This window comes from Brevibacillus migulae, assembly GCF_004521915.1.
Lineage (GTDB): Bacteria > Bacillota > Bacilli > Brevibacillales > Brevibacillaceae > Brevibacillus_F > Brevibacillus_F migulae.
The window spans coordinates 54,587-79,693 of record NZ_SDKD01000019.1 but is presented as its reverse complement, the minus strand read 5'-3'; the positions used below and the strand labels follow the sequence as shown (position 1 = coordinate 79,693).

Below are 25,107 nucleotides of genomic sequence, written 5' to 3'. Positions count from 1 at the left end.
CTTTCAAAAAGAAATTCATCTACTACGCTGGGGAGCATGTTCCGAAACGGAGCGCCTGCGGAACCCGCCCCAGCGGAGCAGGAAATCGCGGGTAAAGGGGGGCAAACTTGGCTAAGCTCCGAAGCGATACCACTTTTTGCACTCCCCCGCGATTTGCTGCGGAGCGGACAGTCCCCACCCACAGCGGGGTGTAGAATGAAGCGGAGTTTCGAAACATGCTCCCCCCACCACAGCTTCTATCGAAGCCTTATCAGAAAAAAAGGGAAACCCGAGACGCTTGCTTGGAAATGACGCATTCATAATGACCATCGTCTCGACATAGATGGTAGCAGTGTATGAATGACATTTCCGGACGAAAAGTGGTGGGAGACTTTTGAGCCCTTATCCTTCAATCGCGAAGAGCGGTGTCGATCAATTATTTCTGGCCTACACGGGCTATAGCCTGAACCCCGATGCAGCCCCCCAGTACCAGTTTTGGGAGCCCCATGAATTTATTCCCTTGCTCGCGCATATCGACCGAAGCACCGGACGGTTCGATGGGCAGATGTGGACCGATTTTTTATTTCTTGCTTTGGGCATCCTCGATGAGCGCGGTGATGGGAAATATTTGACGAGAAGTGAAACGGCACCGGCTACCCGTTCGGATTGGGAACGGTACACAGCAGAGCTGTTCGCCTGCGACCGCAATCTGGATGCCCTTTATCAAGCAGTCGCTGCCGTTCCATATCCTCGCGCCAATGTCTGGATTGCTCTCCCCTATCCCAATCCCTCGGTCTTCCCCGATGACGCGCTCCGGCTGGACGCCGTTTTGGATTGGATGCAATCGTTCCTTGCAAGATGGCGGGAAACTCCCTATGAACACCGTTTATGCCTGCAAGGCTTTTATTGGCTACAGGAAAGCATATATTACCAAGGCCCGAAATATGATGACCGGCTGCTGATCCGATCGGTGAACCGGGCGATCCATCGGCTGAGCTTCGGCGGCAGACGATATCGGTCCCTGTGGATTCCGTACCAGCTGGCGAATGCCCGTGAGGAATGGGCACAGCTTGGATTTGACCTGGCTCTGCTGCAGCCGAATTATTATTTCAATCCGGAAAGGAAGCTTCAGACGGCGGCCGCTGAGGCTTACGCCAACGGCCAGGGGTTTGAAATGGAAATGGACTTAGGGGTTACGTACGATGAAGCTAAGCGGGCGCGTTTCATCGAATACATGAATCTGGGCGCTACCGGTGGGCATGAAGCTGCTGGACAGTACTTTGGTCCATACATGCTGGAATCCCCCTTGGGCTGGTATACGGGCGGCTGGTACCTCGGCAAAAACGGCAGGAAGCAAGCCATCATCAGCCTTTATCAAAACAATGACCCGCTTTATGATCAAATCTTTTCATTTTTAAATGGCAGGTACCCGAAAAATGTATCGCCATGATGCCAGCGGCTGGTTCTCCCTACATGAACCAGCCGCTGGCTTTTTTTTGACGGCAAATTGGCTCTTTTAAAAATGTTCCGTCAATCGTATAGTGTATAGAAATATATATGCACAAAGAGGCGATACGATGGGGAGGAAACCGATTTACCACAAAGTATATCAACAATTACGCTATCAAATATTAAGTGGCGAACGTCCGATTGGCTCCCAAATGCCGCCTGAGCGAAAGCTTGCCGAGGAAATGGGAGTAAGCCGCAATACCATCGTCAGAGCCTACAGCGAGCTGGAAGCGGAAGGCTTTATCGCCGGACGTGTTGGCAGCGGCCGTTACGTGCTGCCTCTTCCTCCCGCTACATCCTTGCCCAGGATCGACTGGCAAAGTCTGCAGCAAATGGACAGCGTGCTCGCCTATCCTTCGCACATGGCAGACCTGTTAGCCGTCTCGGTTGCCCGTCCGGATTCGATCAATCTTGCCCATGGGACCGGTGGAACGCATACCCTCCATTCCTCAGGCTTTCTGGAGCACCTGCAGTCTGCTGCCCGCCAGCTCGATGTGTTTTCGTTTACTTCCGTACAAGGACTGCCGACGTTGCGCGAACAAATTGTCCGCTGGATGAACATGGATAACATCGCTTCCCCCGAGCAAATCCTCATCACAAGCGGCTCACAGGAAGCACTCTATACGATCGCCAGACTGCTTGCCAAGCCAGGGGATGCCGTGGTAACGGAAATGCCGACCTATTTCGGTTCCTTGCAGCTGTTTCAGTCATTGGGCATGCGCGTGATACCGATTCCCATCGATGAGCATGGCATGGATGTCGATATTCTGGATTCCGTGCTGGCTCGCTATCGGCCACGCTTTCTCTACACCGTCCCCACTTTTCACAATCCGACCGGGGTAACTCTCTCATTGGCACGCAGAAAGCAGCTGTTAGCGTTGAGTGAGAAGCATCAGATTCCGATTGTCGAGGATGATGCTTATCGCCATCTGCATCGCGAGCACGAACCGCCTCCATCCCTACTCGAGCTGGATCACACTGGACATGTCATCTACATCAACACCTTTTCCAAGCTGCTGCTCCCCGGCCTTCGTGTTGGTTGGATTGCCGCTCCTCGTCCCATCATCAGCCTGTTGACGCGTTTAAAGGAACTTTCCATCACGACGAATACACTGGGGCAATCTGCATTAGCATCGTTTCTGCAAGCAGGCGCACTTGCCCCCCATCTGCAGCATGCGCGAAGCCTTTACCTTTCACAGGCAAAAATGATGGAAAGCGAATTGGAAAAGTGGACCTCGCTTGGGTGTACGTACCGCAAGCCGTCCGGCGGTTTTTACCATTGGGTTTCTCTGCCCGAAAAAATCAATGCCCGCGCCCTGATGCTTGCTTGTCGTGAGCATGGGGTATCGATCACGTGTGGCGATATGTTCCTGCTGCGGGAAACAGACCAGCGCTATATCCGGCTCTGCTTTACCCATGAGCCTATCGAGCAAATTGAAAAAGGCATGGCGATTCTTACCGAGGTTTTACGAAAGGAGCTTTCCTCATGAACAAGCAATCACGGCATTCATTTCGTCAAGGCGTGATCGACGCTTTACCCATATCGGTCAGCATCATCCTATTTGGCGCTATTTTTGGCCTATTGTCCATGCAAACCGGGTTAACCGTCTGGGAAAGCCTGGCGATGTCACTGATCGTCTATGCCGGCTCTGCCCAATTCACCGCCCTGTCCATGCTCGCAGATCAAGCCAATCTGTTCGCCATTATTCTCGCGACCTTTTTGTTGAACTCGCGGCACTTTCTGATGGGGCTTTCCATGGCTCCGCAGTATCAATCGTTCAGTCCGCTGCAGGTCAATATCATGGCCTTTTTTCTAACCGATGAACAATATGCGATCACGCTCAATCGGTTTCGCAATCATCCTAGCGATCTGTCTTACATTGTCGCCGTCAGCCTCTCTCTCTATGTCGCCTGGTGCGGCGGGACACTGTTGGGCACTGCTGCCGGTCAATGGATTCCTGATCCAGAAGCGCTCGGCCTTGGCTTCAGCTTTACCGCGATGTTTCTGGCATTGGCCTACTATCAGCTTTTTTCACCGTTGCGGATTTTGGTCTTTTTGCTGAGCGGAGCAGTTGCTACCGGTCTGGTGCTCGTCCTGCCAACCGGGCTGCATCTCCTTGCCGCGGGCCTGCTCGCATTTTTAGTCGGATATTTTTTGCCTGAGAAAGGAAAACAGCAGGCTGACGGGGAAAATGTTGTACAGGAGGTAGAAAGCGCATGAGTGGAACAACCATCCTTCTTTTATATCTGGGTATGGCCGCGGTCACCTACTTAGCACGGCGGGCCTTCCTGCGCTTACCGGGTAATTTCTTCTCTCCCCGTCTGAAAAACGGGCTGGCGTTTATCCCGATTGGCATTTTTGCCGGTCTGATCTTCCCCTCGCTTTTTGTACAGGAGGGATCACTCGTCTGGCAGCCTGTTTTTTTGATGGCAAGCGTCGTCTGCCTGGCAGCCATGGCCTGGACACGCAATGTGTTTGTAAGCTTTGGTTCCGGTCTCGCCCTTGTGGTTGTGATTTCTCTCTTCTCTTAAACTCTTAGATGCTCATCCAGCGAAAAGAAAGGGGTACGCCATGGATCGAAATAAATTTTCCGCCATCGCCCACCGCGATCATGTTTTCAGCAATCCGATCAATGAGGCCAAATTGATGAGAACCCTGCAGTTTTTGAACCTCCAGGAGGGTGACCGGGTGTTGGATATCGGTGCCGGCAAAGGAGAACTGCTCATCCGCGTCGCCGAACAATTCAAGGCAAAGGCTACCGCGATTGAGCTGTACGAAGGCGCCATCGAGGAAGCGAAGCGCAAAGCGGAGGGACGACTGGCTCCTGACCAGATCACGTTCCTGAATCAGGATGCCAAGGAAGTGGTCGAATCGCTTGAGCAAGCGGAATTTGCCCTTGGTATTTGCATTGGTTCCACCCATGCGCTTGGCGGTCTTGCAGAAACACTGCAGGCATTAAAGCAGTGCGTGAAAAAGGGTGGGTACATCCTGATTGGAGAAGGCTACTGGAAGCAAAAACCAAGCCCTGATTACTTGCAGGCTTTGGGCGCGAATGAACATGAATTAAAGACCCATGAGGAAAATGTCAAGACAGGCGAAGATCTCGGACTCATTCCCCTGTGGGCTGTGGTTTCCAGCGATGACGATTGGGACGAGTATGAGTGGCTTTATTCGATGTCGATCGAAAACTACTGCTACGAGCATCCGGATGACCCTGACTGCATCGCGATGCTGGCCCGCATTCGCACGTGGCGCCGCACTTATTTGAAATGGGGACGCGATACGCTTGGCTTTGCCTTGTATTTGTTCCGCCATCAGGGCTGAGCGATTTCATTTCTTGACGTTTTTAGGTTTTCTCCTGGCCAGCAACGGGTAGTTATCTAACAAAGCGTGTGTTTACCATAGAAGGGGGGAAAGACCCGATGAATGTTACGGATAAAAATCTGGAGGGCGACTCCATTCAGTGCATATTGTTCAAAATGGGCAGCGAATTTTACGGCCTGTCGATCGCGATCGTAAAAGAGATCATCAAACCTCTGCCGGTAACCAAAGTGCCGAAATCACCGCTATTTGTGGAAGGCGTGATCGATTTGCGCGGACGCATTCTCCCGATCGTCAATATTCGCTCTATGTTCGGGCTTGATCCGGTGCCGCTGACCGAAGACAGTCGCTTTGTCGATATTCAGCTGGACGGCCTGAACATCGGGATTGTGGTAGAAGCAGTCTCCGAGGTTGTGCGAATTGGCGCGAAGCAGATCGAGGCAGCACCGTCGATGATCGCTGGCGTGGATGGCAAGTTTTTGAATGGGATTGCCCGTGTGGAGGACAAGCTTGTTCTCCTGTTGGATGTGGATGAAGTTTTCGCCCGTTGGATTACAAAAGAAGCGTAATGCAGGAAAGCAAAAAGGAACGCGAATCTCTAATACGGAGATCCGCGTTCCTTTTTCTGCTATTCAGCTATTCCCCTGCTGTTACTCAGTATTTCCGGCATACACATGAATGGCATCCCGCAGAAATTCCGCTGCACCCGGTTGCAACGCATCGTCATAATACGCTTTGAACCGTTCATCATCGATGTACATTTGGGCAAGGCCGGCATGCGCTTCTTTGCTGTAGTCGTTCCAGTAAAAGCATAACCACTGACGGTGCAGAGCGGCTGCCTTCTGAGCCATGTCGCTGGCAGGGTCCCCTGTTTTCATCGCTTCCGCTAACGCTTCGAACATGTCATTTTCGAGGCGCTTCACGGCTTCGAATTCTTCTTTGCTCATCTGCTTCAGCTTCTCATTCGATTGATTGACAACCTCTTCCCCGTATTTTTCACGTATCTCGCGGCCATATTTCTTTTCGTTTTCCTCAATCAGTGCTTGCTTGAACCCTACAAATTTCTCTTGATCCGTCATCGTCATTCTCCCCTCTGTAAAGGCAATTGTTTTTTCCACGTTCGCGATCAGCAATTCCAATTGCAATCGCTTGTCAAGAAGCTGTTCACGATGCTCTCTTAGCGCTTTGGCTCGATCAAAGGTTGGCGCTTCCAAGATCTGTTTGATATTTTCCAGGGTGATGCCCAGTTCCCTGTAAAACAGGATGTGCTGCAATCGGTCCACCTCTGTTTGCCCATATATCCGGTATCCGGAAGAGTTGATTCTGGCCGGCTTCAATATCCCGATCTCATCATAATACCGAAGCGTCCGGGTGCTGATGCCCGCCAATTGACCGAGCTTTTGAATCGTGTATTCCATGTGCTCACCCCCTGACATCCTTACTGTACACCTTTACGCATGCGTCAAGGTCAATGCCTTTTTTTGGTTTGTGCAATCATCGTGGTGGGGGAAGGGAAGAACGGGCGGAGCTGCGTACTTGCCACACCCGCTTAGGAGTCTTGACTGTCCGGTTCCGCCTGCAAAAACGGTACGTCGCGCAAAAGTTTCGGGGAAGCGTATTCAAACGAAGGGGTTGCGCAACAGGCGTGTACCGTTTTTGCAAGCTCCACCTCTGCAGGTGTGGCAAAAACTCCGCTCCGTCCCGTTCTCCCCTTCCTTTCGTGGCGATTGGATAATATCGAACGGATGAGAGAGCATACTCTTGTCGTGCTCATCTTTACAATCGTGATGCGTAGGATGAATTCAATGTATTGGATGTACCGCATTGTTTTTTCCGGTCATTTAAGCATTTTTCTTTTAAAGCTTCTGCTACGCTGGAGAGCATGTTTCGGAACGGAGCGCCTGCGAAGCCCTTCCAAGCGGAGCAGCCAATCGTGGGAAAAAGGGCTGCAACCTGCACGGTCTGCGTAGCGGCTACTACTTTTGCAGACCCCCGCGATTGGCTGTGGAGCGGACAGTCCAAGCTTCCCTGCAGGGCGTAGAATGAAGCGTAGTTGCGAAACATGCTCTCCTCACCGCAGTCATGGGGATCTCCACTCTTTTAAGAAAAAGAAATCCTCCGTTTCTTTAACAGATACGGAGGATTTTTCCATGCTCTTACAATTAGTCCCGTCCGCCACTCTCCAAGTAAGAGTAGTTGACCCAGATCATTTCTTCGATGCCCAATATCTCTTTAAACAGCTCAACCGAATCATACAGCATGGAGCTTCCCGAATCCTCATCAAAATCGGTTAGCAGGTGGAGATCAAACAGCGAGCGCAGCTGGGCGGCCTGCTTATTGCTGACAAGTCTGTTGAACGCTTGCGGACGAAAACGGGCGATGCCTTTGGCAATCTCCTGGCGAAAGCGTTCGGAGCGAACCACCTGCTCCAGGATTTCCTCGTAAACGACGCGCAATGCTTCATTTTCCGCAATCTCTTCCACACTTTCCACATGGGGGTGACGACGAAGAAACTCTTCTTCGGCCATCTCAATATCCAGATTATACGGGATGGACGCAGAGGAGACCTCACAGGCGCCGTCAAACAAGCGGAAGCCCCATCCATTTTCTTCTGCGTCATGAAACCAGAGAAGCGGCACATTCTGCCCGGACAGCTCCAGCAAAAAGCGCAGCGTCTTCGCTCGTTCCAGCCACTCGTCCTGCAAAAAGAAGGCATTCCAATCATCGTTGACATTCTTGTGAAAATACGGTTGCCGCGACTTGGGCAGCGAGCCTAACACTTTCGCTTCATGCTTTCGTGGATACAAGACCCCGGTAGTAAACTCACTCATTGAATTCCCACCGCTTTCTCGCAAAGTGACATCATACCATTTGTTTACCCGCACATGGGCCGTTATGAAACCTCGCTCATGTTACAGTTTATTCACGTGCGCGTAATTATTGCTTATTACGTGGCAGATTGCACAAGCGAGAACGAACTCGTGTGGATAATGGTATGAATGGCACCTTGTGGGCGTAGTTCGGATTGGTACAGATGCACCTTGTTTACTTCAAAACGCGGTCCGGAGTTGGTATGGATACGGTGACCCCACTGCTCCAGCGGCAGGGGGCTGCCGTTGGTCTGCGGACCGCGTGCCAAGGTGATATGAGGCCGGTACGGCTTGCGATCAAAATGAAGGCCCTGATGCATTTTGAATCGTTTTCCCAAGAGCAGATGCAGCTGTTTTAATGAATCGACACCGCCATGCAGCCCCATCCACAAGACACGGGGCTTCTCGGGACTGGGGAAGGCGCCCAGATAGCCGGTATTCAACCAAAAGGGAGCCATGATTTGACTGACCATGTCCATATCTTGGCGAATCGCAGGCAGCAGCTCCTCCTTGACCTCTCCTAAAAAATGCAGCGTCAAATGCAGATTGTGGGTAGGTTGCCAGCGATCCGCACGAATTTCCTGCTTTAATTGAGATTGCACCTCTGTCACATAGCTTGCTACTTCCTGTGGCAAATCCAGGGCTACGAATAGACGCATTGTCCAGGTTCACTCTCCTTATGTCTCCATCGTAAAAGGACAAAGGAAACGCCTCCGTTTGCCAGAAACGGAAGCGTTTTGCTGTGCCTCTTCAATTTAGGCCCGATAAACGGTCAGGCAGCCAACACTTTACCAGTAATCATGCCCAACACACACGCACAATATGCATGGAGCTGTCCCGTGTTGGGAGCATAGGCAAAACTGAGCGTCACCTCGACATGATCGGAATGTCCCACGGGCGGTACGCTCCAGAACAGATCGACCTCCGTATCCATGATCTCCTCGATGCGCCTTTTTTTGTCCTCCACCTCTTCCCCGAGCTCATGGGAGAGCGAAAACCGCATCGTGACCGGAAACGAGGTACTTGCTTCACCACTGTCCTTGACGTTTGGCAGCTTGCCACGCAATACGATTAACCCTGCTTCCCCCCATAGAATATATTCCACCGTCGCTTGATGGGGGAAGGACACCTGCAATTCAATGGCAGGCGTTTCTGCCTGTGGGGTAAGGGAAAATTGACTGGCCAACTCATTTATTTCATCCTGCAGCGGCTCGATCTGGGAAATGATCTGCTCAAAAATGTCAGCATGCGCAAATGGCATGGGGCTCACCTCTTTTTCCGTTTTCTTCAGCCCTTTTACCATTCGCACTTTTGCTTGTCGTATCCTTGCTCGAAAAATGTCTTGTTTTCGCTTCTCGCTGACAACGTTCGCACCATGGACCTTTATCGATACGGATTCGCCGACACATCCTGCCAACCAGCCTCTTCTGCCAGGCGAAGCAGTCTCTCCTGAAACGTTTCCTCCAATTCCAGATGGTACAATTGCCCCGCATCATAGCGAAGGATCGGATAAGCTCCCCGCTTCAGCGGCGTATCCGGCTTACTTTCCTCAAAGGACGGGATTCCGCGTAAAAAGCGGGTAAAGGGATTGGCTTCACCATCCGCGGTATGGATGTCCTCAAATAAGGAATGCAGCTCCGGGGTGATATAGAGGGAGACATGCTCCGGCTCCTGTCCGGCCCAAACCGTGCACGCACTCTCCCTGACTTCGCTCCGCGCATGACGACGCACCACCAAGAGCGACTGCTGGAGGGTATTCATCAAGAGCGCCTCTGCTTCCTCCCGCTCCTCTTGTCCCATGCTGCGGGGATGACGGAAACGGTACACGGTTCCGCTTTGCAGCAAGATCTCGTCAGACAAGACGGACGCCGGTATCGACAAGAGCTCTCCTTCTTTCACTTCCTCTTCAGCAGGCGCCTGATCAGTCGAATCTTGCTCGTACAAGCGGCGAACATAGCCTGTGGCACGCGTTTTTTCCTCCTGCGAAAAAGTGATCGTTTCCGAAAAAATATGGAGTATACGCTGATCCATGTAGGCCAGGTAATGAATCGGGGTCCCAGCCTGCTCGATCAACGTAAGAGCCATGAAGCGATCTTCCTCCTTGCTGATATCGAAGGACAGCGGAAACCCGAGCGGATTTTGCGGATCCGTGAGCGTCCAGATGATTGCCAGCAGTTTTTGCTGATAGGTCTTGAATTCGATGGAAACCGCATCGCTCGTCGCTTCGCTGAATGCTTCTATGTTTTCAAATACAAGATAGAGCTCGGCCACTCCCTCGCCATTCAGCCGCACAAAATAAGGAAGGCCTTCGTCACCTGCCAACCGATACAAATCCGCAAAGCCCGTTTCCTCCAGAAACTGCCCGACGGTGTCCGGGCCAGGTGATTGAATGTTTGGATCGGGAATGATCACGGGGCGAAACGGCCCATTCATGATGGATCCGCCTCTACAAACCATTGGTCTACCTTTGCCAGCAAACTCCGATCTGTCGCATCAATATGAACAGGCGTAACCGCGATATATCCTTCGTTCACCAGGCGATAATCATCTTCCTCCCGATGCTCCCCATCCTGCGGATACGTCCGACCAAGCCAATATCCCTCTTCCGCTTTTTGATATTGGTCATGATAGTGATACAGCGACAAGACCGCCGGAGCCACTCCCTTGATCTCCTCTGCCGGCAAATGCGGGATATTCACGTTCCAAAACACCTCTTGCGGCAGGTTTTTGTCCGCAGCTTGCTTGATAAACCGTTGAAGCAGCGGCTGTATGATGGTGCCGACCACGCCAAAGCTGTCCTGCTCCTCCCAGTTGCCGTAGGACAGCGCCACGCCGGGTATGCCGTGAATCACCGCTTCACGCGCTCCGCTACAGGTTCCCGAGTAATAAATATCGCGGCCGAGATTGTAGCCCACATTGATCCCGGAAAAAACGATATCGGGCTGTTTTTCCCCCGCAAACAGCAAATGATAGGCCGCCTTGACACAGTCGGCCGGGTTTCCGTTGATCGCCCATGCTTTTACCGGCAACCCGTAAAATGCGTGTGGCTGCGGGGATAAGGCTTCGCGAAACGTTACCCCGTGCCCTACTCCGCTCCGCTCTTCCGCAGGTGCCACGACAAAAATCTCCAGATCCGGCAGCGGTACCAGCGCTTCCGCCAGTCGGCGAATGCCTTGCGCATCTATCCCATCATCATTTGTCAGCAAGATTCGTAGCATAGTTGGACTCCTCCTCGTCTTCTTCCATCTATTGTAACATAGAAAAACAGCCACAAAAATAAAACCGCCTTTCAGCTCAAAGAGAGGCGGTTTTGAATATTTGGCAATCGTTTCCTCAGTTCACAGCTTTCAAGTTCCTGCGCATGCCTCTCAGCAGCTTGCGGTTCCTGCCAGCCATCGCCAGCGCATACATGCCGGAGACATGGGCTGCTGCCATCGAAGTGCCGTCCAGCACACGGTAGCTGTTGTTCAACCAGGTTGATTTGATCCCGACTCCTGGTGCCGTTACATCGAGGCCTCTGCCCCGGGAGCTGAATGAGGCCAGCTTGTTATCCGGGGTCAACGCACCGACCGCTACGACTTCTGGATATGCCGCAGGATATTCCAGATCTCCTCCGTTATTACCTGCCGAAGCGACCAGGACAATGCCTGCCTTCGCTGCACGTCGTACGGCATTGCGCATCGCCAGATTATCTTCACTGGTCCCAAAGCTCATATTGATCACATTCATCCTGTTCTCAATCGACCAGTTAATCCCTTCGACAATATCGGCAATCGCGGCAGTACCATCCGGACCGAATGCTCTCACGTCATAGAGTTCCACCTCAGGGGCAACGCCGACGATCCCTTTCTGATTCGCTACTGCAGCGATCGTTCCCGCGACATGTGTCCCATGTCCATCCATACCGGAAAATCCAAGCCCTCCATTGGCAGTGATGACGCGTCCTTTGACTTGCCCCCTCAGATCCGAATGGCTGCTGGCGATACCCGTATCGATGACAGCAACCTTGATGCCTTTCCCTCTTGTATCGGGCCACAGCTGTGGAGCGCCTATTTTCTCAACTCCCCATGGAATTTCATCCGCGGCAGCGTGCAGTCGTACGGTGACATTTTCCGATACATGATGCTTGCGGTTGCCGATCATTTGGCAAAACGATTCATAATCTTCATCAGGCACCAAAAACATTTCCAATGCTTGCAGATGCTTGGCCCGTTTTTTAAACGACTCCTCTTTCTCCATACAACCTACGCAAAAATGAAAGGCTTTCTTGTTCGGAAAGGTGATCAATTTGTACACGTACGTATCCCTCCAGAGAATTTCGACTCTCTTCATGGTATGTACGTGACAAAAGCGGAGAAACAAGGCGACTGCCTATTCTCCGATGATTTCTTCCCAACGACTGCGCCATGCGATCCCATGATGAATCCATTCTTCCACTTCACGCTGCTTCTCTGGGGAAATACCTAGCAAGCACGCGATTTTTTTGATCTCCTGCTCTTCCACCGGCTTCATTTTCCGGTCCACCAAAGCAAAATGATACAATTGCCGCAAAAGCGTCAGCTTCTCCGTCTGATTCATCAATATCATTTCCGAGACGATCGACTCCGGTGATTTCGGATGGTCGATATCGTTCATAAGAATTTGTCGCTCGCGGAGAGTAAAATGCTTGCCCTCCACCAATTGATAAATATGATTGACTTCTTTTTCCCCCATATATCCGTCCGCGTGTCCTACGCAGATCATTAAACGAATCGAAGCAAACAGGCTCCGCTTCTCTTTTTCTGTAATCGTCATGCTGAACTCCTCCCACCGTTGTCCTTGTACTATTATTATACGTACAAAAAAGAAAGCGGTTGCATTTTTTATTCATTCGACGCAGATTGTCTGTTTAACCCGCGTCGACAGCGTGCATAGGGCTTGTCGCTTTGCCCTTTGCGAGTATGACTTCACCGTCGTGATCAACAAGCTTGATAAGCTCCCGTACGTACTCCCGCAAATGGCCATATGCATTATAGATGGCAAGCCGTGTCTCGAAATCATCCAACCCTCCCTGCTGGTTCCACAGGCGATTGCGGGTTTCCTCCAGCATGACTTCCAGCCCCGCCATATCGGAAGGTTGCCGGGAAGCGACTGCCTCTTGGGTTTGAATAATCGCAAACAGAAGCTCTTTTGCTTCTCCCACCGCTGGATGCGACAGATCGACCTTTTGCAGTTCCTTGCTGACATCGCGAAACCGCTCAACCATGGCTTCCAGCCCGCTGAAGAGCTGGATCGGGTTTTTCCGCGGATTGACCCTGTATTTTTCGTCTTCCCTAATATATCCACATATTTCTTTACCCCGTTCAATATACACGCGAACCTCATTTATTTGCTCACGCATTTTTGGGTAAGGAGTGACTCTGCCCTCACTCAACTCGATATGCGTATAATGCAGGAGCACCCGGATCATCCCCTCGGCTTGTGTCAGGAGGTGGCCGGCCCGTTCTTGATGAAACGGCTTGGGAAGCAGGTTGATCAATGTCCCATATCCGACACCGATGATCACCAAAGCGATTTGATTGATCGCAGATTCACCAAAGTAATGGGGAATGGTTCCCATCGTATTGACAGCGACCACGACGGAAATGAGCAATGAATTCGTGGTTTTCAATTTAACATGTATCGTCATCAAAAATAAAGCCACCAGACCAATGACGAAAAAAGAATTACCTACCTCAAACATGACAAAAGCACCAAGCACTGCTCCGATGATGGCACTGATCGTATGCTGGATCCCATAGCGCAGCGAACGATAAAAAGATGGCTGCACGGCAAGAATCGCCACGATGCCCGCGAATTGCGGGGTCTGCAGTTCAAAAAATCTCGCTGTGAGGATCGATAGCATCACTGCAATTGCCGTTTTCAATACACGCGCGCCAATCATCCGATCTGCCCCCTTTAATCATGTAAGAAAAACTAACACAATGAACCGAATCCATTTATATTATGTTAGAATATCTTACACGACCACCATTTTCAAGCAGAAAAAACCTCCCTTCGCAAAAAAGTGAGGTTTTTTACTTCTCGACTGGTTGTAATGCCCGCTTTTTTACACGGACACGGGTGATCCGAAAATGATCGACTTCGTCCACGATAAATTCATACGCATCTGTTCTGACCGCATCTCCCACTTTGGGTGGATGATCGATTTGCATGTAGATCCATCCCGCGAGCGTGTCGACTTCCCGATCGTCCAACGATAAACCGAGATACTCATTGACCTCCTCCAGCAGCACGCGCCCATCAAAAGAATAGGTATCATCCTGCTGTTCGACCTCGGGACGCTCATCATCGAATTCATCCTGGATGTCGCCCACGATCTCTTCCATGATGTCTTCCAGCGTGATCAACCCAGCCGTCCCTCCGTATTCGTCGATGAGGATCGCCATCTGGTTCCGCCTTTTTTGCAGCATGGTGAGCAGCCGGCTGATCGAGATCGTCTCCGGAACAGTCACTACCGGGCGCATGATCCGCGCGAGGTCGCCTCCGGTATTTTGCAGGACATTGGTCAACAGATCTTTGATATGCAGACTCCCGACGACGTGATCTTTATCTCCATCTACTACCGGATAGCGTGTATACCTGCCATTTTTGACCAAATTAACACTGTCTTCGAAGGAATCCCGCAAATTCAGGACGACCATGTCCGTACGCGGCACCATGATTTCCCGAGCCATCGTTTCACTAAAATCAAAAATATTATCCACGAGCATCAGTTCCGTCTGGTCAATCAATCCGCTTTTATGGCTTTCATTCACCAGGATGCGGATTTCTTCCTCCGTATGCGCCTCTTCGTGACTGGTCGTATCGACTCCAAACCACCCTAGAAACTTGGAAGCCGACCAGTTCAAAAACGCGATGAACGGATACATCACTTTATAGAAGAAACGGATCGGGCCTGCCACATGCAGGGAAATGATTTCGGTTCGCTGAATGGCAAGTGATTTGGGCGCGAGTTCTCCCAAGACGATATGCAAAAAAGTGATAATAGAAAACGCAATAATAAAGGAAAGCGTCTCCTGCCATGGCCCGGGCAATCCCACAAATCCGAACAAGGGATGAAAAAGATGTGCGACCGCCGGCTCCCCCACCCACCCCAGGCCAAGCGAAGCCAGGGTAATTCCCAGCTGACAAGCCGATAAGTAAGCATCCAGATTATGAATCACATGCTCCACTGCTTGCGCCTTTTGATTCCCTTCCGCAACAAGCTGTGTGATGCGCGACTCCCGCACCTTGACGAGGGCAAATTCCGTAGCAACGAAAAAAGCATTTAAAAAGACGAGGAACACCACGAGGATCAGATTGAGGGAGGTCCCCATAATCGTCATGTTCGTCAAACCAATCCCTCCTGTGCGCCAAACTGTTCTCTTAGTCTTGCCCATCTGCTAGTGATTTATGGATGAATCGAAAAAGGGAAAGAGAGCAGCTTCGAAACGGCTGCCTTCTTTCCCTTTTCCTTTTCATGGCGTTCACTCTAATTTGCTTGCGGGATGCCGATCAGCACCCGATCTCCTTCGAGTCGGACTGGAAAGGTCAAGACTTTTCCCTCGTCCGGGTTCCTGCACCAGACCGTCGATCAAGTTGATTTTCAAGTCACGCAGGGGGCAGTATACGTAATGGCTGCTGACCATCCCTTCCGTGAGAGGCCCTCCTTTTGGATGCGGCGTGTGATTGTCCAGTGCATAAAACCTGTCGTCCGATGTATGAAACAAGGCGATGTCGTACTGGCCAATGACGATTTGCCGGCCGAGCTGGCTGGGGAAGTCGTCGCGCTGTCCGACTTCCACGTACAAGAACGGATGCTCATAACGATGGCGGTACATAAAATTCCCTCCCTCTCCTTGGCTCTTTATGCTTGTGGCTTTTGAATTGCCTCGTACAAGCTTTCACGAAGCTCTTGATTGTGCAGTACCTCTTTCCAAGGATCAGACATTTGCGCGATAGCCAATTCCACACGCTCATTCAACGCTTGGCGGTTTGCATGATCCTCGACCACCGCTCGCCGTATGGCTTCCACCCCCGTACGCTCGACCCACTCGGATGTCCGCTCGCCATATTTCCCGTTCTCCCGATACAGCTGAATGAAGGCACCCGCAATCTCCATCAGCTCTTCCTCTGTCTTCACCTTGCACAGCAGATCGGCCATCCGCGCCTTGATTCCTCCGTTGCCACCTACGTAGATCTCCCAGCCGCCATCATTGCCGACGACTCCCAGATCCTTCGTACACGATTCCGCACAGTTGCGCGGGCAGCCATTGACCGCCATTTTGAACTTGGCCGGCATGCTGATGCGTTCAAATTTTTGCTCCAACGTAATCCCCATGCCGATCGAATCCTGCGTTCCAAATCGGCAGAAGCGCGAGCCTACACAGGTTTTCACCGTCCGCAGCGACTTGGCATAGCCATAGCCAGAAGGCATATCCAGCTCAGCCCAGATCTTCGGCAGGTCCTCTTTTTTCACGCCAAGCAGATCGAGGCGCTGGCCGCCAGTGACCTTCACCAGCTTCACGTCGTATTTCTCGGAGACATCTGCAATTTTGCGCAGCTCGGATGGTGTCGTGACCCCACCGTACATCCGCGGAATGACGCCAAACGTGCCATCCTTTTGGATATTGGCATGCAGGCGCTCGTTGACGAATCGCGACTCCCGTTCGTCCTCATGCTCGGTTGGCCACATCATACCCAAGTAGTAATTGATGGCCGGACGGCATTTGGAGCAGCCCTCCTGCTGTGTCCACTCCAGTACATGCATGACTTCTCTTACATGCGTGAGATGCTTTTCCTTGATCGCCGCTACGATTTCCTCGCGGCTCAGGGGCGTACAACCGCAAATCCCCTGTTTTTGAGCCGCAGTCTCTGTGAATTCATCACCGAGCACTGCCTGCAGAATTTGCTCGACCAACGGCTTGCACCCTCCGCAGGAACGTGTGGCACCCGTGCAAGCCTTGATTTCTTCTACCGTTGTGAAACCTCGCTCGCGTATGACGTTCACGATCGTTCCCTTGGTCACGCCGTTACAGCCGCAGACGATTTCGTCATCCTCCATCTCTTCGACTGCGGATGTTTTTTTGCCACCGCCGCAGCAGCCGCCGCCAAACAAGCGTTCATGGATCTCCGCTGTCATTTCTGCCTGCTGGTTCACCCATTTGGTCAGCTGGGGCGCGACCTCCACATCGCCGAACAAAATGCCGCCGACGATTCGGTTCCCTTTCAGCAATATTTTTTTATAGGTCTGTTTCCAATCATCATGGATCCTCAGCACGCGGTGCTCAGCGCTTTCCATGAACTCTCCGGCAGAAAAGACATCGACACCCGATATTTTCAATTTGGTCGAGACAGTAGAGCCTTCATATGGCGATGTTTCAAGGCCAGCCAAATGTTTGGCCAAAACGGCACCTTGCTCAAAGAGGGGCGCGACCAATCCGTAGCATTCTCCGCGATGCTCGACACATTCACCGATCGCGTAGACATTTGGCGCACTCGTCCGCAGGTCGTCATCCACCACGATTCCGCGATTCACCGTCAGACCGCTCGCTGCCGCCACCTCGATGTTCGGCCGGATTCCCGCCGCCATCACGACCAGCTGTGCTGCCAGCTCACTGCCATCGCTGAAGCGCAGCCCTGCCACATGATTTTCGCCATACAGCTCTACCGTGCATGCATTCATCAGAAACCGTATGCCCTGGGATTCGAGCTCTTTTCGCAGCATGGCACCTGCAGTAGGATCCAGCTGCTTTTCCATAAGCGTATCGGACAGATGCACGACCGTTACCTGCATTCCCAGACTGACCAGCCCTTTCGCTGCTTCCAGTCCGAGCAGCCCTCCCCCGATGACGGCTGCTTGTCTGACCGATTGGGCTGCCGAGATCATCTGCTCGCAATCGCGAATATCCCGAAAGCCCACGACTCCTGCAAGATCTGCCCCAGGGATCGGCAGCACATAGGGCTTCGAGCCTGTGGCAATGATCACTTTGTCATAGGGGACATCCATCCCGTTCGCTGTGATCGCCCGCTGGCGAACCGTATCAATCCGTGTGACAGTCGTATCGGTGTAGAGCGTAATGCCGTTCGCCGCATACCATTCGCGCGGGTTGAGGATAATCTCGTCAATGGACTTGCTTCCTTCCAGCACGTAGGAAAGCTGAATCCGATTATAGTTTGGGAAGGGTTCGTTTCCGAAAACGGTTATGTCATATCGCTGGGTGTATGTAAGCAATTGTTCGATTGCATGGATACCGGCCATGCCGTTGCCGACCAGGACCAGTTTCTGTCTCTCAGGTTGGGTTTTCATATGGTTGTTCCCTCCATATTTCCAATCAATCTTTTTCTCTTTGAAACCATGATAACCTGAGAGCCGATGAATGTATGTGATTTTTTTCACATATTACTCCCAAAAACAAAAGCCCCGATCCGCTCTTCCATGAAGACCGTTCAGGACTTGTTTTGGTTTAACCAGCTATTCACTTTTCACTGACTTCCTTTCTTTCCATTCCGTTCAGGCTATCAAGTCGATGAGGAGAATCGATCACTCCTTTTTTTCTTGATGATGATGCTTCCTGCTGATTGCCTCCCCTTCCTGGTAGATGAGCGATTGCCTCGCTGTGGTTTCATTATACCTAGTTTTCTGAATATTGTAAATACATTAACCTGAAATTATTTTCTCTCCTGCTTCTATGATTTACCAACCTGTTTTCTTTTCGCCATTTTTCATCATAGATATAAATATGTTACCATGTTACTATTATTTCTTTTGTCGAGGTGTTCCCAGTTGACATACAATCCGGAGCTGCCCCTTATCGTGCAAAGCGATCGAACCATCCTCCTGGAGGTTCATAACCCGCTCTTTTCGGAAGCCAGACAGGCACTATCCGGCTTTGCCGAGCTGCTGAAAAGTCCGGAGTATATCCATACGTATCGGATTACCCCGCTCTCGCTGTGGAATGCGTCTGCTAGCGGCTATTCGGCGGAGTCGATCATTCAGTCACTCCTTGCCTACAGCAAATTCGGCGTCCCGCCCGCGATCGTAGGGGAGATTCAGGAACAGATGTCGCGCTATGGAATGATTCGCCTCGAACAATGGGACGATGCTCTCGTCTTGGTCAGCGAGAATGAGCTGCTTTTGACAGAGCTTACCCGCTATAAACAATTGGAACGTTACATTCAGGAGAAGCTCTCCTCTCATGCATATCGCATCCCGCTGCATACTCGCGGGGTGATCAAGCAAGAACTGATTAAGCTCGGCTATCCGGTCCAGGATGTCGCCGGATATACGGAAGGAGAACCCTTGGCCCTGCAGCTGCGTTCGCAGACAGCAACCGGAAAACCGTTTTCGCTTCGTTCCTATCAACAGGATGCTGTCGATACCTTTTACGCAGGCGGCTCGGCGATGGGCGGCAGCGGCGTGCTCGTCCTTCCCTGCGGTGCCGGCAAAACGATCATCGGCATCGGCGCGATTGAGAAGCTGCAGACCGCTACGTTGATCTTGACGACCAATGCGACTTCGGTTCGGCAATGGATCGATGAATTGTTGGATAAAACGACCCTCACTGCCGATCAGGTAGGAGAATATACCGGCCAGCGAAAAGAAGTAAAGCCGATCACTGTGGCTACTTACCAGATTCTCACCTACCGTCCGAAAGGCGAAGACGAGGAATACCCCCATCTCAAACTGTTCACCGAACGTGACTGGGGGTTGATCATCTATGACGAGGTCCATCTCCTGCCTGCTCCCATCTTCCGCATGACCACCGGGATCCAGGCCAAGCGCCGCCTCGGGCTGACAGCCACCCTCGTGCGCGAGGATCAGCGGGAAGATGATGTCTTTACATTGATAGGGCCTAAGAAGTATGATCTCCCTTGGAAGGATCTGGAGGGGAAAGGATGGATTGCGCAGGCGGTCTGCAAGGAAATTCGCTTGCCGATCGAGCCCAGACTGCGCGAAAAATACGCGTTTGCAACCCCGCAGCAAAAATATCGGATTGCGGCCGAAAATCCGAATAAAGCTATGGCCGTCAAAAAGCTGTTAGAGCGCCATGCAAACGACCGCGTGCTCATCATTGGCCAATACCTGGATCAGCTGCAAGAATTGGCCGACACCCTGCACATCCCGCTCATTACGGGCAAGGTGCCGGAAAAGGAACGCGCTCTTCTCTACCAGCAATTTAAAAACGGTTCCTGCAAACAGCTGATCGTTTCCAAAGTCGCCAATTTTGCCGTCGATCTTCCCGATGCCAATGTCGCCATCCAAATCTCCGGCACGTTTGGCTCGCGTCAGGAGGAAGCCCAGCGGCTCGGGCGCATTTTGCGCCCAAAAGCTGCGGACAACACGGCTCACTTTTATACCTTGGTGACAAGAGACACGCGCGAGCAGGATTTCGCCTTGCATCGCCAGTTGTTTTTGATTGAACAAGGCTACCGCTATGAAGTTTTGGAAATGAATGATCTTTTTTGATTCAAGTGAAACGCCAGAAAAAGAAGAACGTCAGATAAAGGGAAGGGAGGCCGGAGATCGATGCATTCCGATGCCGAAATCATCCAGCGGATCTTAGGTGGTGACATCGAAGCATACCGCGAATTGATTCAACGCTATCAACGAATGATCTTTGTTTTTATTTACAAAATGGTAAACAATCACTCCGATGCCGAAGATTTGACCCAGGAGGTATTTGTCAAAGCGTACGAAAAGCTTTCTTCCTATCGGGGAGACAGCCAATTTTCGACTTGGCTGCACACGATGGCTCGCAATCGTACCATTGACTTTTTGCGACGGCAAAAATATACCGAATCCGATGAACAGTTAGCCTATGTTCCCTCGCAAAATCGGGAGGAATCTCCGCAGGAATCTCTCATGGGCAAGGAACAGCGCCGGGAAATCGAAGAAGCGTTTGCCATGCTTTCCGATACCTATCGGGAAGTGATCGTCCTGCGTTGCACACATGAATATCCTTTTGAACAAATCGCTGCCTTGCTGGGTGTGGCCGAATCGACCGCCCGCGTCCGATACCTTCGTGCACGTCAAGAATTAGCGAAAATTTTAAGTCGAAAGGAAGGAGGGCTCATTCATGAACTGCCAGGAATTTAGACGACATTGGATGCACGATGCAGACAGCATGGACGTAACGCACATTGAAACGTGTGATGATTGTCTGAATTGGGTAGAAGCGAACTTCACAAGCGAGGAGGCCTTGTTCATGAAAGAGTTTCCGCAACCTTCTGCGCAATTGGAAGATCGAATCATGCAAGCCGTTTATCAGCTTTCGGGGCCTCATGCCATTCCGCCAGTCACGGCAGCAGCGGAAACTATCCTGCCGCCTCCTGCGAGTAAGCAAGTCCCATGGCGTTTACAGCAATGGGGCTGGGCGGGCGCTGCCGCAGCGGTATTGGCAATCGGCCTGATCAGCATGCAAATGATGAACGGAAAGCAGTTGGATATGGCAGCAATCCAGGCACCTGCAAGTAGTTCCGAACAGGCTGAAGTGGCTACGACAACCACTGCACCCGGCAGCAATCCGGAAAGCTCGGCTCCGAGCATCGCCTCGAACCATTCAGGGCAGCCTGCGGGAGCGGCCGAGCCTGTTATCAAACAATCCGATAGCGGCCAAGTCATTGCGCAGATAACACCCGGGGAAACGGCTCCTTCAACCACTTCCCCTGCAGCCAGCCAATCGCCAGAAATAGCGACCAAACAGGAGCAACCAGCGAGCACTGCGGCTATCAGTCAGCCTCCAGCTGTTCTATCCGCTCCGACAGGCACTGCAGACCACATGCTGGCCGCTCGCAGTAAACAGTCAAACGCTGCCGCAAAAGAAGCACCTGCTGCAGCCGAACAGCAACCTACGTTTCAAGGCCCTGCTCCTGTTACGGGCGAAGAGCATGCATTGGCGGATCAAGTGGAGCAGGCCAAGACGGGCTCCATCGCCAGCATTGCCGGAATCGCGGCTGAACCAAACGCTCCGACTTCTGTCGCTGAAGCACCGGAAGCAGGTGCTCAGGAAGCGCAAATCACGCTTTCTACCTTTACGGATGTAGAAACCGCCAGCCATGCCTCGGATGTGTCCATTCCGTCCGTCGCCAAGCTGCCGGAAGGATTCTCTCTTTCATCCGTCTCGCTCCGCTATGAATCGGAAACAAGCAAAAAGGTAAGCAATGTGTCGATTATGTACCATCGCAATTCCGATCCGATCAAGATCGAAGTGACTCGTCAATCCGCTGGCGAGCATAGCTTGTCGGTTCCCGGCACGTTTACCGAAACCCAAGTCTTCCAGATCGGTACGGAGCGTGCGATCGGGGTGACCTACCAAGGAACTTCCGAGCATGCTGTCCACTTCTACACGACAAAAGGAGACGACACCTTGTATGTCGTTCTCACGGCGAACGGAATCAGCTTGCAGGAATTGATCCAGTTAGCCAAAGAGCTGACGTGGACCGCCAAATAAAGCACGAAAAAAGAGAGCATCCCGACATTGTACAGCCAGGGTGCTCTCTTTTTCATGCTAAGCAATCTTCAGGACGTGACATCCTTTCGAATAAATACCGTATACGCGACAATCAAGGCAGCTGCTCCCCACACACTCAGCACGGTTAACGAGAAGGGCAGCGTCATGCCGCTTATCGGCGGCAAGGTTCCCGCCAAATAGTCCGTAAGCTGCATGTTCACCATGAACAAATATTTGGCCTGCTCCCAGGAGGAGGCCATTTGCGTGAGAATCGAACCGCTGATCAAGGCTGCCATCATGATGCCCATCCCTGCAGCTGCACTGCGTACCAGGACAGACACCATCAAGGAGATCGCCCCGACAATCAGGCACACAAACCATCCCAGTCCGTATTGCATCACTAAATACTGCCACTGCGGAATCATGAAGACACGGGATGTATCCAGCTCGCTGCCGACGATTTCAAAACCAGTCAAGACGGGTAAATTCCAGCCGCCATAACCGAAAATCACGCCCGATATCAGATAAGCCATGATCAAGGCCACCAGGATAGTCAGAGAGATGAACAGGATCAAGGTCAACAGTTTGCTGGTCAATACCTTCCACCTTCGCACCGGTCGGGTCAACAGCAGCTTGATGGTGCCTTCGCTGTATTCCGCTGAGACCAGATCCACCGCCAGCACGACGATCATCAACGGAAGAAACAAAGCGATCGCTTGATCCATGAACCCTCTGGCAAACGAAGGTCCTCCCGGCGCATTCGGGTTGATGTCATGATCCAGATAGTATTGCTGCTGCTCGATGCGGATCTTCAGGTATTGGCGCCATTCCTCCGGCAACCGGCTGGAAGCGAGCCGGTTTTGCGTATCCACGATTTGCTGGGTCAAAAGCGCCCGCCAGTCCGAGGTCCCCATCCGTTCCTGGGCAGTCTGCACTTGCCGATATTGGGCATACGTGAAAATCGGAATCAAGACGGCCAGGATGAGTACAATCACCAAAAATCGGCGGCGGCGCAGCAGTTTGATCGTTTCATTTTGGACCAGATCAAGCATCGTGCTCTTCATGTCCGTCACCTCCTCCGACCAGCGACAAGAAGAGATCCTCCAGTGTCACCGTTTTCGCAGCGATCCCTTCCACGCGTATCCCTGCCTGGACCAATGCCTGGTTGGCCGTGGAAATGTGATCCGTGTCCATCCTGCACTTTACTTTTTCCGCTTCCGTCCATACTTCCGAGACATACGACAGGCTTCTCAGCAGCACGACCGCTCGCTCCATGTCTGCTGAAGAAAACGTCCATTCCACACGGTCGGCGAACTGCTCCATCAAGGCATCCACAGCCCCGACCGAGATGACCCTGCCTTTATTGATAATCGCGACACGATCGCACATCATTTCAATCTCATTCAGCAAATGGCTGGAGATAAAGACCGCCAGCCCCTCTTCTTCTGCAAGCTTGCGGATAAACTGACGCAGCTCGCGAATGCCCGCCGGATCAAGGCCATTGGTCGGCTCGTCCAAAATCAGCAGGCGCGGTCGGTGCAGCAATGCCTGCGCGATCCCCAGCCGCTGCCGCATACCCAGGGAATACGTCTTCACCTTATCATCAATGGCTTCTGTAAGCTCGACAAAGTCGACGACCTCCTGAATCCGTTCCGGTGAGACATCCCCGCTCATCCGGGCAAAATGCTCCAGATTTTCACGACCAGTCATGAATTTATACAGCTCCGGATTCTCTACGATACAGCCGATCTGACGAATGGCATCCGGGAAACGATCCTGGAGCGAGATTCCGCCTACCTTGATTTCGCCCCCATCCACGGAGGCGAGTCCGACAAGCATGCGGATGGTTGTCGTTTTGCCTGCGCCATTCGGTCCCAGAAAGCCGAACACTTCGCCGCTGTATACTTCAAATGTGATATCATGAATGATTGGCCGCCGCCCGATCGCTTTTTTCAGACCGGTGACGGAGAGCACCACTTCCGCCAAAACGCCCTCACCTTTCCTTCTCGCACTTCAATCCTGCGAAATCTCGTCCAGATGTGATACACTACCATCGTATGGAAAACAATTTCATTATATCATTGCCTGAACAAAAACCCACCCACTTGAACAATCACGGTGCATTTCAGACAGAGAAAAGGAGGCTTTGACCATGCGGCTTTTTGCTGGCCAGCCGCTCTGGCGATTCACATTTGCCCTATCGCTCTTCTCCTTGCTTTTGTTTGCCGTCGGATTCGTTTTCGCACTTGATCCGTCGCCCTTGCGTACGGCCCCATTGGGCACCCCCGTCACCGAACAACCGAACGATCAAGCCTCTACTCCGCTGCCTGCGAAAGGACAGCTAAAAGTCGTCACGCTCGGCGATTCGCTCACACGCGGCGCCGGGGATGCCAATGGCACAGGCTATGTCGGTCTGATAAAGGATGCCTTGGAAAAACGGCGCGGAGCCTCTCCCATCTTGACCAATCTGGCCATTAACGGGTTGGAATCATCCGGTCTGCTGGAACAATTGCAGCAGTCACAGGTGAAGGAATTGCTGAGCGAAGCGGACCTGATTCTCTTTACAATCGGCGGTAACGACCTGTTTCGCCAGAGCGGCGATATCGCGGAATTAGACGAAAAAAAATTGGCCGCAGCGATGGACAGCTTGGCGACCAATTATGAACAAATTTTGGACCAGATCCGGAGCTTGAACCAAAAAGCCCCGATCATTTATACCTCTTTGTACAATCCATTCGGCGATACGGAAGCGAGCGCGGACACGACTCCATACGTGCTGGCCTGGAACAGCAAGGCAGCTGATCTCGCCGCCCGCCGTCCGAATGTCATCGTGGTTCCGACCTATGATCTCTTTTTCCGTAAAGAAAAGGCGTATCTGTACTCCGACCACTTCCATCCCAATCACGCGGGGTACGAACGGATGGCCCAGAGAATCATGCAAGCATTGGAATAG

At 52.0% G+C, this 25,107-nt stretch carries 25 protein-coding genes; 10 read left to right on the top strand and 15 right to left on the bottom strand.

Annotation, left to right across the window (positions count from 1 at the left end; genetic code table 11):
* The first annotated feature begins 373 nt into the window (after window positions 1-373).
* From EIZ37_RS19635 to EIZ37_RS19610, 6 genes are all read left to right on the top strand, one after another.
* Entirely contained in the window at window positions 374-1,429 is a 1,056-nt protein-coding gene (locus EIZ37_RS19635; protein ID WP_134686473.1) for a DUF4855 domain-containing protein, read from the top strand.
* Window positions 1,430-1,556: 127 nt separating this feature from the next.
* On the top strand, window positions 1,557-2,978 hold the full coding sequence (gene pdxR / locus EIZ37_RS19630; protein ID WP_134686472.1) for a MocR-like pyridoxine biosynthesis transcription factor PdxR: 1,422 nt from the start codon (window positions 1,557-1,559) through the stop codon (window positions 2,976-2,978).
* On the top strand, window positions 2,975-3,709 hold the full coding sequence (locus EIZ37_RS19625) for an AzlC family ABC transporter permease (protein ID WP_134686471.1): 735 nt from the start codon (window positions 2,975-2,977) through the stop codon (window positions 3,707-3,709). Before pdxR ends, EIZ37_RS19625 begins: the two co-directional genes overlap by 4 nt.
* Complete coding sequence (locus EIZ37_RS19620; protein ID WP_134686470.1) at window positions 3,706-4,020, top strand: AzlD domain-containing protein; 315 nt, start codon at window positions 3,706-3,708, stop codon at window positions 4,018-4,020. The genes EIZ37_RS19625 and EIZ37_RS19620 overlap by 4 nt, the downstream gene beginning before the upstream one ends.
* Before the next feature lie 40 nt (window positions 4,021-4,060).
* On the top strand, window positions 4,061-4,813 hold the full coding sequence (locus tag EIZ37_RS19615; RefSeq protein ID WP_134686469.1) for an SAM-dependent methyltransferase: 753 nt from the start codon (window positions 4,061-4,063) through the stop codon (window positions 4,811-4,813).
* A 98-nt stretch (window positions 4,814-4,911) separates the two neighbouring features.
* Window positions 4,912-5,379, top strand: coding sequence for a chemotaxis protein CheW (locus tag EIZ37_RS19610; RefSeq protein WP_134686468.1), 468 nt, complete (start codon window positions 4,912-4,914; stop codon window positions 5,377-5,379).
* 81 nt (window positions 5,380-5,460) lie between these two features.
* Here EIZ37_RS19610 and EIZ37_RS19605 read toward each other — a convergent pair whose 3' ends face one another.
* The 13 genes from EIZ37_RS19605 to nirB all read right to left on the bottom strand — a co-directional run bounded on the left by EIZ37_RS19605 (window position 5,461) and on the right by nirB (window position 18,010).
* A complete protein-coding gene (locus EIZ37_RS19605; RefSeq protein WP_134686467.1) occupies window positions 5,461-6,228 on the bottom strand; it encodes a MerR family transcriptional regulator in 768 nt (255 codons plus the stop codon).
* Between the two features lie 358 nt (window positions 6,229-6,586).
* Window positions 6,587-6,874, bottom strand: coding sequence for a hypothetical protein (locus tag EIZ37_RS19600; protein WP_134686466.1), 288 nt, complete (start codon window positions 6,872-6,874; stop codon window positions 6,587-6,589).
* A 98-nt stretch (window positions 6,875-6,972) separates the two neighbouring features.
* Complete coding sequence (locus EIZ37_RS19595; protein ID WP_134686465.1) at window positions 6,973-7,641, bottom strand: hypothetical protein; 669 nt, start codon at window positions 7,639-7,641, stop codon at window positions 6,973-6,975.
* A gap of 116 nt (window positions 7,642-7,757) precedes the next feature.
* Entirely contained in the window at window positions 7,758-8,339 is a 582-nt protein-coding gene (gene thpR / locus EIZ37_RS19590; protein WP_134686464.1) for an RNA 2',3'-cyclic phosphodiesterase, read from the bottom strand.
* 113 nt (window positions 8,340-8,452) lie between these two features.
* Window positions 8,453-8,941 carry a hypothetical protein gene (locus EIZ37_RS19585; protein ID WP_134686463.1) on the bottom strand — a complete coding sequence of 163 codons (489 nt, stop codon included), beginning with the start codon at window positions 8,939-8,941 and terminating at the stop codon, window positions 8,453-8,455.
* Between the two features lie 122 nt (window positions 8,942-9,063).
* Entirely contained in the window at window positions 9,064-10,113 is a 1,050-nt protein-coding gene (locus tag EIZ37_RS19580; RefSeq protein WP_134686462.1) for a hypothetical protein, read from the bottom strand.
* Window positions 10,110-10,898 (bottom strand): 5'/3'-nucleotidase SurE, encoded by a 789-nt coding sequence (surE, locus tag EIZ37_RS19575; RefSeq protein WP_134686461.1) that lies wholly within the window; start codon window positions 10,896-10,898, stop codon window positions 10,110-10,112. The genes EIZ37_RS19580 and surE overlap by 4 nt, the downstream gene beginning before the upstream one ends.
* A 115-nt stretch (window positions 10,899-11,013) precedes the next feature.
* The gene (locus EIZ37_RS19570; RefSeq protein WP_134686460.1) at window positions 11,014-11,976 is read right to left on the bottom strand and encodes a S8 family peptidase; all 963 of its coding nucleotides are present in this window, start codon (window positions 11,974-11,976) and stop codon (window positions 11,014-11,016) included.
* Between the two features lie 75 nt (window positions 11,977-12,051).
* Window positions 12,052-12,474 carry a tellurite resistance TerB family protein gene (locus EIZ37_RS19565; RefSeq protein ID WP_134686459.1) on the bottom strand — a complete coding sequence of 141 codons (423 nt, stop codon included), beginning with the start codon at window positions 12,472-12,474 and terminating at the stop codon, window positions 12,052-12,054.
* 94 nt (window positions 12,475-12,568) lie between these two features.
* Window positions 12,569-13,603 (bottom strand): FUSC family protein, encoded by a 1,035-nt coding sequence (locus tag EIZ37_RS19560; protein WP_134686458.1) that lies wholly within the window; start codon window positions 13,601-13,603, stop codon window positions 12,569-12,571.
* A gap of 133 nt (window positions 13,604-13,736) precedes the next feature.
* On the bottom strand, window positions 13,737-15,047 hold the full coding sequence (locus EIZ37_RS19555) for a hemolysin family protein (protein WP_134686501.1): 1,311 nt from the start codon (window positions 15,045-15,047) through the stop codon (window positions 13,737-13,739).
* A 141-nt stretch (window positions 15,048-15,188) separates the two neighbouring features.
* Window positions 15,189-15,542 (bottom strand): nitrite reductase (NAD(P)H) small subunit, encoded by a 354-nt coding sequence (locus EIZ37_RS19550; protein ID WP_328591369.1) that lies wholly within the window; start codon window positions 15,540-15,542, stop codon window positions 15,189-15,191.
* Window positions 15,543-15,568: 26 nt separating this feature from the next.
* The gene (nirB, locus tag EIZ37_RS19545; RefSeq protein ID WP_134686457.1) at window positions 15,569-18,010 is read right to left on the bottom strand and encodes a nitrite reductase large subunit NirB; all 2,442 of its coding nucleotides are present in this window, start codon (window positions 18,008-18,010) and stop codon (window positions 15,569-15,571) included.
* Window positions 18,011-18,487: 477 nt separating this feature from the next.
* Between nirB and EIZ37_RS19540 the strand changes: the two genes are divergently transcribed.
* The 3 genes from EIZ37_RS19540 to EIZ37_RS19530 all read left to right on the top strand — a co-directional run bounded on the left by EIZ37_RS19540 (window position 18,488) and on the right by EIZ37_RS19530 (window position 22,154).
* Entirely contained in the window at window positions 18,488-20,170 is a 1,683-nt protein-coding gene (locus EIZ37_RS19540) for a DNA repair helicase XPB (protein WP_134686456.1), read from the top strand.
* A gap of 60 nt (window positions 20,171-20,230) precedes the next feature.
* Window positions 20,231-20,800, top strand: a complete 570-nt coding sequence (locus EIZ37_RS19535) for an RNA polymerase sigma factor (RefSeq protein ID WP_134686455.1) — start codon at window positions 20,231-20,233, stop codon at window positions 20,798-20,800.
* A 109-nt stretch (window positions 20,801-20,909) separates the two neighbouring features.
* A complete protein-coding gene (locus EIZ37_RS19530) occupies window positions 20,910-22,154 on the top strand; it encodes a hypothetical protein (protein ID WP_134686454.1) in 1,245 nt (414 codons plus the stop codon).
* A 68-nt stretch (window positions 22,155-22,222) separates the two neighbouring features.
* Here the strand turns inward: EIZ37_RS19530 and EIZ37_RS19525 are convergent, their stop codons facing one another.
* Window positions 22,223-23,206, bottom strand: coding sequence for an ABC transporter permease subunit (locus EIZ37_RS19525; RefSeq protein WP_407921158.1), 984 nt, complete (start codon window positions 23,204-23,206; stop codon window positions 22,223-22,225).
* Window positions 23,199-24,140 carry an ABC transporter ATP-binding protein gene (locus EIZ37_RS19520; protein WP_134686452.1) on the bottom strand — a complete coding sequence of 314 codons (942 nt, stop codon included), beginning with the start codon at window positions 24,138-24,140 and terminating at the stop codon, window positions 23,199-23,201. Before EIZ37_RS19520 ends, EIZ37_RS19525 begins: the two co-directional genes overlap by 8 nt.
* Before the next feature lie 166 nt (window positions 24,141-24,306).
* On the opposite strand from EIZ37_RS19520, the gene EIZ37_RS19515 reads away from it, so the two are divergent.
* Entirely contained in the window at window positions 24,307-25,107 is an 801-nt protein-coding gene (locus EIZ37_RS19515; protein ID WP_134686451.1) for a GDSL-type esterase/lipase family protein, read from the top strand.

Excerpts from the sequence above, each read along its gene's own strand:
- pdxR (WP_134686472.1), top strand. The coding sequence starts at position 1,557 with ATGGGGAGGAAACCGATTTACCACAAAGTATATCAACAATTACGCTAT.
- EIZ37_RS19625 (WP_134686471.1), top strand. The coding sequence starts at position 2,975 with ATGAACAAGCAATCACGGCATTCATTTCGTCAAGGCGTGATCGACGCT.
- EIZ37_RS19620 (WP_134686470.1), top strand. The coding sequence starts at position 3,706 with ATGAGTGGAACAACCATCCTTCTTTTATATCTGGGTATGGCCGCGGTC.
- EIZ37_RS19615 (WP_134686469.1), top strand. The coding sequence starts at position 4,061 with ATGGATCGAAATAAATTTTCCGCCATCGCCCACCGCGATCATGTTTTC.
- EIZ37_RS19610 (WP_134686468.1), top strand. The coding sequence starts at position 4,912 with ATGAATGTTACGGATAAAAATCTGGAGGGCGACTCCATTCAGTGCATA.
- EIZ37_RS19605 (WP_134686467.1), bottom strand. The coding sequence starts at position 6,228 with ATGGAATACACGATTCAAAAGCTCGGTCAATTGGCGGGCATCAGCACC.
- EIZ37_RS19600 (WP_134686466.1), bottom strand. The coding sequence starts at position 6,874 with ATGTTTCGCAACTACGCTTCATTCTACGCCCTGCAGGGAAGCTTGGAC.
- EIZ37_RS19595 (WP_134686465.1), bottom strand. The coding sequence starts at position 7,641 with ATGAGTGAGTTTACTACCGGGGTCTTGTATCCACGAAAGCATGAAGCG.
- thpR (WP_134686464.1), bottom strand. The coding sequence starts at position 8,339 with ATGCGTCTATTCGTAGCCCTGGATTTGCCACAGGAAGTAGCAAGCTAT.
- EIZ37_RS19585 (WP_134686463.1), bottom strand. The coding sequence starts at position 8,941 with ATGCCATTTGCGCATGCTGACATTTTTGAGCAGATCATTTCCCAGATC.
- EIZ37_RS19580 (WP_134686462.1), bottom strand. The coding sequence starts at position 10,113 with ATGAATGGGCCGTTTCGCCCCGTGATCATTCCCGATCCAAACATTCAA.
- surE (WP_134686461.1), bottom strand. The coding sequence starts at position 10,898 with ATGCTACGAATCTTGCTGACAAATGATGATGGGATAGATGCGCAAGGC.
- EIZ37_RS19565 (WP_134686459.1), bottom strand. The coding sequence starts at position 12,474 with ATGACGATTACAGAAAAAGAGAAGCGGAGCCTGTTTGCTTCGATTCGT.
- EIZ37_RS19560 (WP_134686458.1), bottom strand. The coding sequence starts at position 13,603 with ATGATTGGCGCGCGTGTATTGAAAACGGCAATTGCAGTGATGCTATCG.
- EIZ37_RS19555 (WP_134686501.1), bottom strand. The coding sequence starts at position 15,047 with ATGACGATTATGGGGACCTCCCTCAATCTGATCCTCGTGGTGTTCCTC.
- EIZ37_RS19550 (WP_328591369.1), bottom strand. The coding sequence starts at position 15,542 with ATGTACCGCCATCGTTATGAGCATCCGTTCTTGTACGTGGAAGTCGGA.
- nirB (WP_134686457.1), bottom strand. The coding sequence starts at position 18,010 with ATGAAAACCCAACCTGAGAGACAGAAACTGGTCCTGGTCGGCAACGGC.
- EIZ37_RS19535 (WP_134686455.1), top strand. The coding sequence starts at position 20,231 with ATGCATTCCGATGCCGAAATCATCCAGCGGATCTTAGGTGGTGACATC.
- EIZ37_RS19530 (WP_134686454.1), top strand. The coding sequence starts at position 20,910 with ATGAAAGAGTTTCCGCAACCTTCTGCGCAATTGGAAGATCGAATCATG.
- EIZ37_RS19525 (WP_407921158.1), bottom strand. The coding sequence starts at position 23,206 with ATGCTTGATCTGGTCCAAAATGAAACGATCAAACTGCTGCGCCGCCGC.
- EIZ37_RS19515 (WP_134686451.1), top strand. The coding sequence starts at position 24,307 with ATGCGGCTTTTTGCTGGCCAGCCGCTCTGGCGATTCACATTTGCCCTA.